Source organism: Rhodococcus sp. NPDC003383, from assembly GCF_053589115.1.
Map to the genome: position 1 here is coordinate 17,653 of NZ_JBSFRG010000014.1, position 13,714 is coordinate 31,366.

The 13,714-nt window shown below is 67.3% G+C and carries 12 protein-coding genes; 4 read left to right on the plus strand and 8 right to left on the minus strand.

The genetic code is table 11. The features are described 5' to 3' along the window. Positions 1–68: 68 nt before the first annotated feature. On the minus strand, positions 69–1,232 hold the full coding sequence (locus ACWDTS_RS14185; RefSeq protein ID WP_248673941.1) for a steroid 3-ketoacyl-CoA thiolase: 1,164 nt from the start codon (positions 1,230–1,232) through the stop codon (positions 69–71). Between the two features lie 267 nt (positions 1,233–1,499). Here ACWDTS_RS14185 and ACWDTS_RS14190 point away from each other — a divergent pair, with 267 nt between their 5' ends. Continuing rightward, on the plus strand, positions 1,500–2,324 hold the full coding sequence (locus ACWDTS_RS14190) for an SDR family oxidoreductase (RefSeq protein ID WP_450118441.1): 825 nt from the start codon (positions 1,500–1,502) through the stop codon (positions 2,322–2,324). Between the two features lie 59 nt (positions 2,325–2,383). Here ACWDTS_RS14190 and ACWDTS_RS14195 read toward each other — a convergent pair whose 3' ends face one another. Next, positions 2,384–3,484 (minus strand): hypothetical protein, encoded by a 1,101-nt coding sequence (locus tag ACWDTS_RS14195; protein WP_450118442.1) that lies wholly within the window; start codon positions 3,482–3,484, stop codon positions 2,384–2,386. A 5-nt stretch (positions 3,485–3,489) separates the two neighbouring features. Next, positions 3,490–4,635 (minus strand): phosphotransferase family protein, encoded by a 1,146-nt coding sequence (locus ACWDTS_RS14200; RefSeq protein ID WP_450118443.1) that lies wholly within the window; start codon positions 4,633–4,635, stop codon positions 3,490–3,492. 341 nt (positions 4,636–4,976) lie between these two features. On the opposite strand from ACWDTS_RS14200, the gene ACWDTS_RS14205 reads away from it, so the two are divergent. Then, on the plus strand, positions 4,977–5,609 hold the full coding sequence (locus ACWDTS_RS14205) for a TetR/AcrR family transcriptional regulator (protein WP_450118444.1): 633 nt from the start codon (positions 4,977–4,979) through the stop codon (positions 5,607–5,609). Between the two features lie 29 nt (positions 5,610–5,638). On the opposite strand, the gene ACWDTS_RS14210 is transcribed toward ACWDTS_RS14205, so the two are convergent. Then, a complete protein-coding gene (locus ACWDTS_RS14210) occupies positions 5,639–7,231 on the minus strand; it encodes an acyl-CoA synthetase (protein ID WP_450118445.1) in 1,593 nt (530 codons plus the stop codon). Positions 7,232–7,426: 195 nt separating this feature from the next. Between ACWDTS_RS14210 and ACWDTS_RS14215 the strand changes: the two genes are divergently transcribed. Further along, positions 7,427–8,350 carry a 3-oxoacyl-ACP reductase gene (locus ACWDTS_RS14215; RefSeq protein WP_450109463.1) on the plus strand — a complete coding sequence of 308 codons (924 nt, stop codon included), beginning with the start codon at positions 7,427–7,429 and terminating at the stop codon, positions 8,348–8,350. Positions 8,351–8,381: 31 nt separating this feature from the next. Beyond that, positions 8,382–9,128, plus strand: a complete 747-nt coding sequence (locus ACWDTS_RS14220; protein WP_450118446.1) for an SDR family NAD(P)-dependent oxidoreductase — start codon at positions 8,382–8,384, stop codon at positions 9,126–9,128. A gap of 99 nt (positions 9,129–9,227) precedes the next feature. Here the strand turns inward: ACWDTS_RS14220 and clpX are convergent, their stop codons facing one another. The 4 genes from clpX to tig form a co-directional block, all read right to left on the minus strand. After that, a complete protein-coding gene (clpX, locus tag ACWDTS_RS14225) occupies positions 9,228–10,505 on the minus strand; it encodes an ATP-dependent Clp protease ATP-binding subunit ClpX (protein ID WP_197251980.1) in 1,278 nt (425 codons plus the stop codon). Positions 10,506–10,805: 300 nt separating this feature from the next. Next, positions 10,806–11,468: an ATP-dependent Clp protease proteolytic subunit gene (locus tag ACWDTS_RS14230; protein WP_197251981.1), complete on the minus strand. Its 663-nt coding sequence runs from the start codon at positions 11,466–11,468 to the stop codon at positions 10,806–10,808. A 48-nt stretch (positions 11,469–11,516) separates the two neighbouring features. Next, positions 11,517–12,143, minus strand: coding sequence for an ATP-dependent Clp protease proteolytic subunit (locus tag ACWDTS_RS14235; RefSeq protein WP_450109461.1), 627 nt, complete (start codon positions 12,141–12,143; stop codon positions 11,517–11,519). Positions 12,144–12,257: 114 nt separating this feature from the next. Beyond that, on the minus strand, positions 12,258–13,649 hold the full coding sequence (gene tig, locus ACWDTS_RS14240) for a trigger factor (protein WP_197251983.1): 1,392 nt from the start codon (positions 13,647–13,649) through the stop codon (positions 12,258–12,260). Positions 13,650–13,714: the final 65 nt, after the last annotated feature.

Consider the following 13,714-nt stretch of genomic DNA (forward strand, 5'->3'; position numbering starts at 1 on the left):
GATAGGGGCGGGGGATTCGGCGGGTGGGGGGTGCACAGCCGGGATGGCGCGGGTACAGGTGGAACGGTCTAGATGCGCTCGATGATCGTGGCGGTGGACAGCGCCCCGCCCGCGCACATGGTGATCAACGCGGTGGAACGATCGGAGCGTTCGAGTTCGTGCAGGGCGCTGGTGATCAGCCGGGCACCGGTGGAACCGACCGGATGTCCCAGCGCGATCGCGCCGCCGTTGACGTTGACCTTGCTCATGTCGGCATCGAGAACCTGCGCCCACGACAGGACGACCGACGCGAACGCCTCGTTGATCTCGACGATGTCGATGTCCGACAGCGACATTCCGGTGCGTTCGAGGACGTCCCGGGTGGAGTCGATCGGGCCGTCGAGATGGAAGTACGGGTCGGAGCCGACGAGGGTGGACGCGAGGATCCGGGCTCGCGGGCGCAGGCCTGCCGCGCGCGCCTTGTCCTCGTTCATGAGCATCACCGCGGCCGCGCCGTCGCTGATCTGGGACGAGTTGCCGGCGGTGTGGATTCCGCCGTCCATCACCGGTTTCAGGCCGGCCAGCGCCTCCGCGGTGGTGTCCCGGAGGCCGCCGTCGGTGGTGACGGTCGCGACCTCCCCGGTGGGTTCGCCGTCCTTGGTGACGACGGGCGCGACCACCGGGACGATCTCACGGTCGAAGCGGCCTTCGCTCCACGCCAGCGCTGCGCGTCGCTGCGATTCCAGCCCGAACGCGTCGACGTCGGCGCGGGTGATCCCCCGGTGGGCGGCGATCCGTTCGGCGGAGGTGAACTGGTCGCCCATGTCGACGGTCCAGTCGTCCGGGTAGGGATTGCCGGTGCCGGGTGTGTTGGCCTGGCCGAGGAATACGCGGCTCATCACCTCGACGCCGCAGCCGATTCCGGCGTCGATCTGCCCGGACGCGATGAGCCCGGCGACCATGTGGACGGCCTGCTGCGACGATCCGCACGCGCAGTCGATGGTGGTGGCGGCGGTGCGGTACGGGAACCCGGCGTGCAGCCATGCCTGGCGGGTCACGTTGTTGGACTGCTCCCCCGCCTGGGTGACGACGCCACCGACGAGTTGCCCGATCCGGTCCGCGGGCAGGCCGGTCCGGTCGAGGACGGCCTTCTGGGCGGCGCCCAGCAACACAGCCGGATGCACTCCGGACAGTTGCCCGCGACGACGGCCGATCGGCGTCCGCGCGGCCTCGACGATGACGACGTTGCTCATGTCCACTCCCTGCTCCCCGAATACTGAAATTTATTCTATTCCGCCGACGGGCCGCTCCCCCGTCCATCCCACCGAGCGGGACCACACTGCTCAGCGCCGATGTCGGAGACACACCGGGGGCACGAGATCGCCTGTAGCGCTGGGAAAATTGCCTTCACGACCAGCTCACCGGTGTTACAGTGCCCACACCCGTATCCAGTTCGAACGAATCGACGCACTGCGCCGGGAACGCCGACCGGCGCCCACCGCTGTCACGAGGAGGGCTCCATGCCCGATTTCTCCGGCAAGACCGTCGTCGTCACCGGCTGTTCGTCCGGGGTCGGCGCTGCCACCGTCACCAAGCTCGCCGCCCGGGGCGCCACCGTGATCGGCGTCGATCGAGTCGAGAGCACCGATCCCGCGATATCCCGGATGGTGGTGGGCGATCTGTCGACGCACGCCGGCGTCCTGGACATCGCCGAGCAGATCGCCGGTCCCGTCGACTCGCTCATCAACAACGCCGGTGTCGCCGCGACCCTGCCGTGGCGGACCGTGCTGTCGATCAACACCCTCGCACCGCGCGACCTCACGCGCGCGCTGACCCCGAAGTTCACACCGGGGCCCACCGTCGTCACGACCGCCTCGCAGGCCGGATTCATGTGGCAGCAACACTACGACCTGCTCAACCAGTTCCTCGCCGTCGACGACTGGGACGCCGCGCTCGACACGTTCGCGAACCATCCCGGTATCGAAGGCGCGTGCTACAGCCTCTCCAAGGAGGCCGTCATCATCTGGTCGAAGAACCTGGCCGTCGAGGGCAAGGCCACCGGGCTGCGTTCGAACAGCGTCTCCCCCGGCACGATCGGCACGCCGCTGCTGAAGGACTTCACCGCGACGATGGGTGAGGACACCATCAACGGCGCCGCGGCGTGGGCGGGCCGGCACGGTCGCCCCGAGGAGATCGCCGACGCCCTGCTGTTCCTCGCGTCGTCGGAGTCCACCTGGATCAGCGGCGCGGATCTTCCGGTCGACGGCGGGTTCGGCGCATACGTACACCGCACGTTCATCGCACCGGCGCTCGCCGCGATGGCCGCGCAGGACACCGGGAACTGAGGACAGACCGCAAGGGGCAGTGCATCGATCACCACACCGCCCCTTGCGTTTTCGGCTCGCTACGGCGCCATGTCCAGCCAGCCGGTGAAGCCCGACGGATCGTGGCGTCCCATGACCGCGTGCTCGAACATGCCCCAGCCCACCCGGCCGTCGATGGTCGCCTTCGCGACGTGGTCGATGGTGGAGAACGGGAGCCGGCCCAGAAAGTCCCGGCTGGTGGTGTCCACGAAGGACGACGACGACCAGTTCTCGCCCTTCCACTCGCCGTGCGTCCACTCCGGGTCACCGCCGTAGCCGGCGCCGTGACTCAGCGAGATGAACCCGAGGGGCTCGATGTCCACGACGACGGGCTCGCCATTGGGCGTGGTCAGGTGCAGCCGTGCGGACTCGGGATGCCGTGTGCCGCTGCGGTAGTTCACCTCGACGCGGGGCCAGCCCAACTGCTCGACCCGGCCGTCCGCGAAGACGCGGGTGGCGTGATTGAGGGTGCGGTGCCCGTCCTGCGACTCCTGCACGATGACGACGAGCGCGAAGTCGTCGAAGCGCAGCGGGACGTAGGTCCAGTAGTGGCCGCCACGGTTCTCGTAGGTCCAGCGACCCTGCGGATCCGGCTCGCCGACGGGACGGATCCCCCAGGAGCGGTCGCGCGTGCCCATCCAGATCTCAGGATCGACGGCGAAGTCCTTGCCCTGCACCGACAGGGTGCCGGACCAGCTACCGACCTGGGCGAAGCGGGACGCGTCGAGGATCGGTCGCGGACCGGACATGAGGATGTGCGCCTCCTCGAGCACGGCGGGAAACGAGCCGTCCCACGTGATGTCGCACGAGAGGTCGTCGTGCTCGCAGATCACCCGGATCTTCTGCAGGGGCTCGACGACCTCGAGCCGATAGCCGCCGACCTTGCTCTCCATCGAACGCTCGTCGAGCGCGTCCGAGAACCGGACTGCGACCTGCGAGTCACCGTGCCGCACGGTGACGAACGCGTCGACGACACTCAGGTTCGGGTAGACCCCGAAACCGGTGATCAGGAAGATGTCACCGGTGCCGTCGTGGGCGTTGAAGTAGTTGCGGTCGTAGAAATTCCGGTCCGTGGAGGACACACGACCCAGCGACAGCGGCGACTGGTGAATCGGATATTCGTCGAGCTGAACCGGTTTCATCGGCGTCACTTCTCCCAATCGTAGGAATCGTCGATCAACTGCGCGAGCATCGCGTGGTGGAGCACCAGACGGTCGGGGTCGGCGGGGATCTCCATTTCCCCGAAGTGCACGCGGCGCCGCATGATCTGCGACATCACGATGCCGTGGCGCAGTGCGGCGTACACGAGGTAGAAGTCGAGGTCGCGGACCTCGACGCCGGAGATCCTCTCGTATTCCGCCACGACGTCCGAGCGCCGGAGGAATCCCGGCAGGCCGGGGATCGAGAACTGGTCGGCGATGTCCTGGAACATGCGATGGAAGAAGATGAACCAGCCCAGATCCAGTTCGCGGGGAGCGAGCGCAGCCGACTCCCAGTCGAGGACCGCAGCGACGTCGGTGCCCCGGTACATGATGTTGCCGATCCGCGCGTCGCCCCAGCACAGCACGTCCGCGGACGGCTCGGCCGGCCAGTTCTCCTCGAGCCAGTCGAATGCCTTCTCCAGCACAGGGATACGAATCCCGTCCTCGCGGCGGGTCCATTCGTAGTAGGCGCACTCGTTCTCGAAGTGCCGACGCAGGCTCGACTGCCCGTCCGGAGCGACCAGCGCGGGAAACTTGGACGCGGGATCGACGATCGCGTGGATGTCGGCGAGAACCTTCACGCTCGCGCTCTGCACGGCCCTGCGGGTGTCGTCGTCGGCGTCGAGCAGCCAGCCGGTGAACACGTACGGCGGGTTGTCCACGGGCACGACACCTTCGGCGCGATCCATCACGAGGAACGGCCGGCCGAGCGGGCCCGCGGAGGTCTCGACCCACCGCACCTTCGGCACCGCGATGCCACCGTGTTCGCGGACGGCGGTCATGACCTCGAACTGGCGCTGCAGGTCGTAGCCGGGGAACACCGGATACGCGTCCTCCTCGGGGGCGAGCCGGGCGACGAGCTGTGCCGTCTGCTCCGCACCGTCCTTCGTCCAGTCGAGATCGAACAGGACCGAGATGCTGGACATTCCGGAGTGTTCCGGTCGCGTCAGGTTGTGGACACGCGGCGGCGCGTCGGCGCCGAGACGCTCGCCGAGCCGGCCTTCGAGCCGGCCGCGCAGCTCGTCCAGGTCGGTCTCGCTGGTCTTGATCTCCTGCTCCGCACCTTCAGGCACCACACTCTCGGCGGTCATGCCCGTACCTCCCGTTCGTCGACGAAGTAAGCCCGTGCGACGCGCTGCGGTTGCCGGAAATCGTTCGCGTCGAAGCGGGGTGTTCGGATGAGGGTCGCGATCGTGGCGGATCTCGTGCTGCGTAAGCATTTTCGATCCGCCCTGCGACGGGAGCGCCTTGTCCCATGTAGTCACCCCCGTTGCCGACCCCCTGGGGACAAAGATAGACGCTGGTCCAACTTCTTGGAACCCGTTCCAGGAATTCTCGCAAGTCCGGGCGAACCTTCTACGCTGACAACGACTCAGCGCCTCGCCCACGCGTACGGCGGAACGAGAGGCCCGACGAGGAAAGTGCGGACACCATGAGCGAGCCCACGGCACTCGGTCGCCGCGAGCGGAACAAGCTGCGGACCCGGCAGCGCATGCTGGACGCGGCCAGACGGCTGTTCGCCGAACGCGGCGTCGCCGGTTCGACGATCGAGGACATCGCCGATCTCGCCGACGTCTCGCGCGCAACGGTTTTCAACTACTTCCCCAGCAAGGACGACCTGATCACGGCTCTGCACGCGAGTCACATGGACGCGCTGACAACCCTGATCGACCAGCTGCTCGCGCAGGACCTCACCACCGCGGAACGGATCGCGGGCGTCTTCGCCGACTTCGCGCGTGAATCACGTCGGTATCCCGGTTACATGCGGGCGGTCACCGGCGAGATCGAAAGGGATCTCGGCACACCCGATACCGCCCGCGAACGCACGCAGCGATTCGACGAGCAGATGCTGCGCATCGTCGAGCCCGGTGTCGAGCGCGGCGAGGTCCGCACCGACTACCCGCTGCCGTTCCTCGCGCAGATGGTCGGCGCCGTGTACGTCTCGACGCTGCGGCACTGGCGTCAGAACCCGGACGACGACGGCACCGAGAGCTTCGACCGGGCAGCACGATTCGCTGCCGACGCCCTTGCGCCCGGAACCGGACCCGGTCGCGGTCACGGGTAGCGCACCCGCGACCGCGACCGGTACAGGGACTACTTCGCGGCTTCGAGAGTTGCCTTGGCCCACCGGTAGTCGGCCTTGCCCGCGGGAGAACGCACGATCGTGTCGACGCCGACGACCAGTCGCGGCACCTTGTAGCCGGCGATCCGGTCGGCGACATGCGCGATCAGCTCGTCGAGCTCGGGCACCGCGTGGCCCTCGCGCGGCTGCACGACGGCTCCGACGCGCTGCCCGTAGCGTTCGTCCTCGACTCCCGCGACGAGCACATCCATCACGGCCGGGTGGCTCTTGATGGCCATCTCCACCTCTTCGGGATACACCTTTTCCCCACCGGTGTTGATGCACAGCGAGCCGCGTCCGAGCAGCACGATCGTGCCGTCCTCCTCGACTTCGGCCATGTCCCCGAGGACCGACATGCGGACCCCGTCGATGACCGGGAAGGTCGCCGCGGTCTTCTCCGGGTCGCCCCAGTACCCGAGCGGCACGTGGCCGGCGCGGGCGATATAGCCGATCTCGCCGGAACCCGGCTCGATCGGGCGCATCCGCTCGTCGACGACCTTGACGGTCGGCTTCGCGGCGATCCGCATCCGGCCGTCCTCGCCGATCGACAGATCGCCGTCGATGCCGGACTCGGAGGATCCGAATCCGTCGCGCACCATGACGTTCGGCAGCAGCGAGACGAGCTGCTCGCGGACCTGCTTGGAGAACAGCGCGCCGCCGGACCCGACGACGAACAGCGAACTCAGGTCGTACTCGGAGCCGTGTTCGGCGATCGCGTCGGCGAGCGGACGGGCCATCGCGTCGCCGACGATCGTCATCGTCATCACGCGTTCGCGTTCGACGACCGCGAGCACCTCCTTCGCGTCGAACGCCGGGAGCACGACCTGCGAGACGCCGAGGCAGAAGGCACTGAACATGCTGTACATCGCGGCGCCGTGGATAAGCGGCGCGGTGAGCAGCCACGTCATTTCCGGCATGTTCGCGGCCTGGTTCGCAACCGACGCGATGTCCGAGTGCGGCTCCCCCATCGAGTTGCCGCCGGACAGTGCCGCGAAGAAGAAGTCCTCGGCGCGCCACATCACGCCCTTCGGCATGCCGGTGGTGCCACCGGTGTAGATGATGAACTGGTCGTCGCCGCTGCGCGGTGCAAAGTCGCGCGCGTCGGACTCCGCGGCGACCGCCTTGTGGAAGTCGGCGGTGGTGACCGTCCCCCAGTCGACGTCGTCGGCCGGTCCCACGGTGACGATGTGCCGGACCGTCGGCGTGCGCGGCAGGACCGCGGCCGTCCTGGGCGCGAACTCACCGTCGGCGACGATGGCGGCGAGTTCGGCGTTGGCGAACAGGTAGGCCAGCTCGGCGTCGACGTAGCGGTAGTTGATGTTGATCGGGACGGCCCGGATCTTCAGGATCGCCAGAAGCGCTTCGACGAATTCGGTGCTGTTGCGCATGTAGAGACCGACGTGCTCACCTGCGGAGATCCCCGCACCGGCCAGATGGTGAGCGAGCCGGTTGGCTGCGGCATCGAGTTCGCGGTAGGTGAGGCGGCTGTCCCCACAGATGATCGCGGTGCGATCGGGGACGGCGTCGGCGATGGCTTCGAACAGGTCCGCGAGGTTCAGCGACATCGAGATTCCTTCTGACACAGTGGTGGAAACCGTCGCGACACCGTGACATCTGTCACCCCGGCGATTCCGGCTACTCCCGACCAGTGGGACAGCGCCGGACCGGCCGTCCGGTCCACGCCACAAACTAGAACCAATACTAGTTCTGCCCCGGGGGGCGCGTTGCGACCCGTGGCATCCGCACACAGGAGAGATCGCATGGGCGAATCAGTCAGCTTGGCCGGCCGCACCGCCGTCGTCACCGGAGCCGGCGCGGGTCTCGGCCGCGCCGAGGCGCTCGCTCTCGCCGCCGCAGGCGCCGCGGTCGTCGTCAACGACATGGGCCCGGCCGCGCACGACGTCGCCGACGAGATCACCGCGGCAGGAGGCCGGGCGGTCGCCGTCACCGGCGACGTCTCCGACTGGTCGCTCGGCGGCCGTCTCGTCGACGAGGCCGTGAGCACGTTCGGCTCCCTCGACATCCTGGTCAACAATGCGGGCATCCTGCGCGACAAGATGATCTTCAACCTGTCCGAGTCCGACTGGGACGACGTGATCCGCGTCCATCTCAAGGGCCATGCCGCCACCTCGCACGCCGCCGCCGTGCACTGGCGCAATGCGAGCAAGGCCGCCGGCGCCCCCGTCTACGGCCGGGTCGTCAACACCTCCTCCGAGGCATTCCTGTTCGGTTCGGCCGGGCAGCCCAACTACTCGGCGGCCAAGGCGGGAATCACCGCGTTGACCCTGTCCACCGCACAGGGCCTGGCCCGCTACGGTGTCACGGCGAACGCGATCTGCCCGCGCGCCCGGACCGCGATGACCGCCGGGACGTTCGGCGAGAACGAGAACCCGAACGGCGGACTCGATCCCCTCGCACCCGAACGCGTCGCGACCCTGGTGTCCTACCTGGCATCGCCCGCGTCCCACGAGATCACCGGCCAGGTCTTCGTCGTGTACGGCAAGATGGTCGCGCTCATGGCCTCACCGAAGGTCGAGAACCGTTTCGACGCAGCGGGATCCGAGTTCACGGTGAACGAACTCGACGAGCAGCTGTCCACCTACTTCACCGGCCGCGGCAGGTACGAGACGTACTCGGCGTACAGCGTGGCCGAGCTGGAGAAGCCCGCACTCGCCATCGACTGACCGGATCCGAGACCGAAAGCAGACGCACGACATGAGGCTTGCAGGCAAGGTTGCGATCGTCACCGGCGGCGCCGGTGGTATCGGACGAGGCATCGTCCGCGCGTTCACCAAGGAAGGCGCGAAGGTTCTGTTCGTCGACGTCGACGCGACCGCGGGTGCCGCGCTCGAAGACGAACTGGGAAGCAGCACAGCACGATTCCTCGAAGCGGACATCTCCGAGGAGACGAGCGCCGACCGGATCGTGGCGGCTGCGGTCGACGCGTTCGGGAAGGTCGACGTGCTGGTCAACAACGCGCACGCGTCGAAGCAGGCACCGCTGCTCGAGACCACGCAGGAAATGCTCGACCTGTCCTTCGGAACGGGCTTCTACCCGACCTTCCGGCTGATGAAGGCCGCGCACGCCCAATTGGCCGCGAACCGCGGTTCGGTGATCAACTTCGCGTCCGGAGCCGGCATCGAGGGCAACGTGACGCAGAGTTCCTACGCCGCGGCCAAGGAGGCGATCCGCGCGATCAGCCGGGTCGCGGCCAACGAGTGGGCCGCCGACGACATCAACGTCAACGTCATCTCCCCGCTGGCGCTCACCGAGGGCGTCCAGGCATACATCGAGGCGAACCCCGGCGTCGAGCGGGCGCTGCTGTCGAAGACGCCGCTGGGCCGCTTCGGCGACCCGGAATCGGACATCGGCCGGGTCGCGGTGTTCCTCGCCAGCGACGACGCCTCGTACATGACCGGTCAGACGCTGATGGTCGACGGCGGCAGCGTCAAGCTGCGCTGAGCACCGAATCCGCAGGAACGGCCCCCGCAGAACCGACACGGCCCCCGGCAGATGCCGGGGGCCGTGGTCGTGAAGTTCGGAGCCGTCGAAGTTCGGAGCCTAGGCGGTCTTGTCGCGACGCTCGCGGTCCTGCTTGCGGGGAACGATCGTCGGCAGCACGTTGTCGGTGACGGTCTCCGCGGTCACCACGACCTTCTCGACGTCGTCGCGGCTCGGGATGTCGTACATCACCGGCAGCAGCACTTCCTCCATGATCGCGCGCAGGCCGCGGGCACCGGTGCCTCGCAGGATCGCCTGGTCCGCGACCGCTTCGAGTCCGTCGGTGGTGAACTCGAGTTCCACACCGTCCATCTCGAACAGGCGGACGTACTGCTTGACGAGGGCGTTCTTCGGCTCGGACAGGATCTGGACGAGCGAGTCCTTGTCGAGGTTCGTCACGGACGCCACGACGGGCAGGCGGCCGATGAACTCGGGGATCAGACCGAACTTGATCAGGTCCTCCGGCATGACCTCGGCGAAATGGTCGGTGGTGTCGATCTCGGCCTTCGAGCGCACCTCGGCGCCGAAACCGATTCCTCGCTTGCCGACGCGATCGGACACGATCCGCTCGAGGCCCGCGAACGCACCGGCCACGATGAACAGCACATTGGTGGTGTCGATCTGGATGAATTCCTGGTGCGGGTGCTTGCGTCCGCCCTGCGGCGGCACCGACGCCTGCGTGCCCTCGAGGATCTTCAGCAGCGCCTGCTGCACGCCCTCCCCCGACACGTCGCGGGTGATCGAGGGGTTCTCGCTCTTGCGGGCGATCTTGTCGACCTCGTCGATGTAGATGATGCCGGTCTCGGCCCGCTTGACGTCGTAGTCCGCGGCCTGGATGAGCTTGAGGAGGATGTTCTCCACGTCCTCGCCGACATAGCCGGCTTCGGTGAGGGCGGTGGCGTCGGCGATGGCGAACGGCACGTTCAGCATCTTCGCCAGCGTCTGCGCGAGATAGGTCTTGCCGCAGCCGGTGGGGCCGAGCAGCAGGATGTTGGATTTGGCGAGTTCGACGGTCTCGCCGCGCGCGTCGCGGGTCCTGTCGCCCGCCTGGATGCGCTTGTAGTGGTTGTAGACCGCGACCGCGAGGGTTCGCTTCGCGGAGTCCTGGCCGATCACATAGTTGTCGAGGAATTCCCGGATCTCGGCCGGTTTGGGCAGCTCGTCGAGCTTGACCTCACTGGATTCGGCCAGTTCTTCCTCGATGATCTCGTTGCAGAGATCGATACACTCGTCGCAGATGTAGACACCGGGGCCTGCAATGAGCTTCTTGACCTGCTTCTGGCTCTTTCCGCAGAACGAGCACTTGAGCAGATCTCCGCCATCACCGATACGTGCCATCTGTCAGGTCCCCTACTTCCTCGTGTGCGTGCAACCGACCCCGGGACCGCCGACAGTGCCGGTCCGGCGAGCGCGCCTCGGTTCGACCGTACCCGGAGATCACCACGCAGGTCGACCTGTTGTCCGCGTTTCGAAGGTCATATTTGTGTGGTGCACTGTGGTTTCCTCATGCGGCGCACAGTGTTTTCTTCGTGCGGCGCAGTTTTCTTCGTGCGGCGCACCGGGATTTCGTTCCGCCGCGTGTGGACCGGCCCGGTCCGGAAGCCCGCGGTGGCGGTGCCTCGGACCGGGCCGTGCCGGTCACTTCTGTGCCGAGAGCTTGCGGTACTCGAGCACGTTGTCGATCAGGCCGTATTCGACGGCCTCGGCCGCGGTGAGGATCTTGTCGCGGTCCGTGTCCTTGCGGATCTGGTCGGGATCCTTGCCGGTGTGCTTGGCGAGCGTGGTCTCCATGAGGCGACGCATGCGCTCGATCTCGGCGGCCTGGATCTCCAGGTCGGAGACCTGGCCCTGGATACCGCCGGTGGCGGGCTGGTGGATGAGCACGCGGGCGTTCGGCAGCGCGAGACGCTTGCCGGGGGTGCCGGCGGCGAGCAGCACGGCCGCGGCCGAGGCGGCCTGGCCGAGGCAGACGGTGGTGATGTCGGCGCGCACGTACTGCATGGTGTCGTAGATCGCCATCAGCGACGTGAACGAGCCACCCGGCGAGTTGATGTACATGGTGATGTCGCGGTCCGGGTCGAGCGACTCGAGAACCAGCAGCTGCGCCATGACGTCGTTCGCCGACGCGTCGTCGACCTGCACGCCGAGGAAGATGATGCGTTCCTCGAACAGCTTGTTGTAGGGGTTGGATTCCTTCACGCCGTAGCTCGAGTGCTCGATGAACGACGGAAGGATGTAGCGCGAGGAGGGGCCGGCCGGTGCGGCTCCGCCCAGAGCGCGGGGATCGAAAAGGTTGGTCATCGCTTCTCCAAGAAGTTCGTGATGCGGGGGACGGATCGTCGGGGTCGGCTAGTTGCCGGTGCCGCCGGCCTGCGTGGCCCGGGACACGACGTGGTCGACGAAGCCGTACTCGAGCGCCTCGGCCGCGGTGAACCAACGGTCCCGGTCGGAGTCGGCAGTGATCTGCTCGACCGTCTGACCCGTGTGCTCGGCGATGAGCTCGGCCATCTCCCGCTTGGTGTGCGCGAACTGCTCGGCCATGATCGCGATGTCGCTGGCGGTACCACCGATGCCCGCGGACGGCTGGTGCATCATGATCCGCGCGTGCGGAAGGGCGTACCGCTTGCCCTTGGTACCGGCGGACAGCAGGAACTGTCCCATCGAGGCGGCCAGGCCCATGCCGAACGTCGCGACGTCGCACTCGACGAACTTCATGGTGTCGTAGATCGCCATACCGGCGGTCACCGAACCACCCGGGGAGTTGATGTAGAGAGAGATGTCGCGCTCCGGATCCTCGGCCGCGAGCAGGAGGATCTGGGCGCAGAGCTTGTTGGCGATGTCGTCGTCGACCTGGGTACCGAGGAAGATGATCCGCTCGCGGAGCAGGCGCTCGTAGACCGAGTCGCTGAGGTTCAGCCCAGCGGTGGCCGAGGTCATCGTCGGACCGATGGATGTCGCCGGATTCTGAGGAGTCACGGTACCTGCCTTCTCGTCAATCGTGGATTGCTGACACAGACACTAACGAAAGCGGGGCGGCACCGGATGCCCGGTGCCGCCCCAATTCGCTTACAGCGGAACGATCAGCGTGTTCTACTCGGCCGACTCGTCGGCCGCAGCCTCGTTCTCCGCGCCCTCGGCCTCGGCCTCGGCGCCCTCTTCGGTCTTCGAACCGAACAGCGTCTCGGTGTCGACGGTCGCACCGGTGGTGTCGGTCACGGTCGCCTTGTTCACGACGCTGCCGAGCGCCTTGCCGCGACGCACGTCCGCGAAGATCGCGCCGAGCTGGTTCGCCTGGCTGATCTGCTGGATGAACTGCTCCGGCGGGATGCCGTAGCGCTGCGCCTGGAAGAAGATGCGCTCGGTGAGCTCCTGCTGCTCGACCGTGGTGCCCTCGGCCTCGGCGATCGCATCCAGCAGCAGCTGGGTCTTGACGGAACGCTCGGCGGACTCGCGGGCGTCCTTGTCGAACTCCTCGCGGCTCGAACCCTGCTCCTCGAGCAGCTCGTTGAGCTTGGTCTCGTCATGGTCGAGCGCGTGGATGGCGTCGTGCAGCGCGCTGTCGATCTCGGCCTGGACGACGGCCTCGGGCAGCGGGACCTCGACGGCCTCGAGGAGAGCCTCGAGAACCTTGTCGCGGATCTGGCCGGCCTGCTCGACCTGCTTGACGCGCTCGACGCGCTCACGCAGGTCCGCCTTCAGCTCGTCGAGGGTGTCGAACTCGCTCGCGAGCTGCGCGAAGTCGTCGTCCTCGGCGGGAAGCTCGCGCTCCTTGACGGAGTTCACCTTGACGGTGACGACGGCTTCCTTGTCGGCGAACTCACCGGCGACGAGCTTCGAGGTGAACTCGGTGGAGCCACCGGCCTCGAGACCGATGATGGCCTCGTCGAGGCCCTCGATGAGCTGGCCGGAGCCGACCTCGTGGGACAGGCCCTCGGTCGCGGCCTCCGGGACGGGCTCGCCGTCGACGGTGGCCGACAGGTCGATGGAGACGAAGTCGCCGTCCTGCACGGGCCGCTCGACACCCTTGAGGGTGCCGAAGCGCTGGCGCAGCGAGAGAAGCTGCTCGGCGACGTCCTCGTCGGTGATCTCGACGGGATCGACGGTGACGGCGATCTCGGAGAAATCGGGGAGGGTGATCTCGGGGCGGACGTCGACCTCGGCGGTGAACGCCAGCTCGACGTTGTCCTCGATCTTGGTGAGCTCGATCTCGGGCTGGCCGATGACCTTGACGTCGTTGGTGGTCACGGCCTCGCTGTAGCGGGGGCCGATCGCGTCGTTGACGACCTGCTCGAGCACGGCGCCGCGGCCGACACGAGCCTCCAGCAGCTTGCGGGGAGCCTTGCCGGGACGGAAGCCGGGCAGGCGGATCTGGCTGGCGAGAGCCTTGAACGCGCGGTCGAAATCAGGCTGGAGCTCCTCGAAGGGCACCTCAACGTTGATACGGACTCGCGTCGGGCTGAGCTGCTCGACGGTGCTCTTCACGGACATGCTCCTTCTGTGTCGTGCTCTTGTCTAGGTCTGACTACAGGCGCCGATTTCTCCGCCGC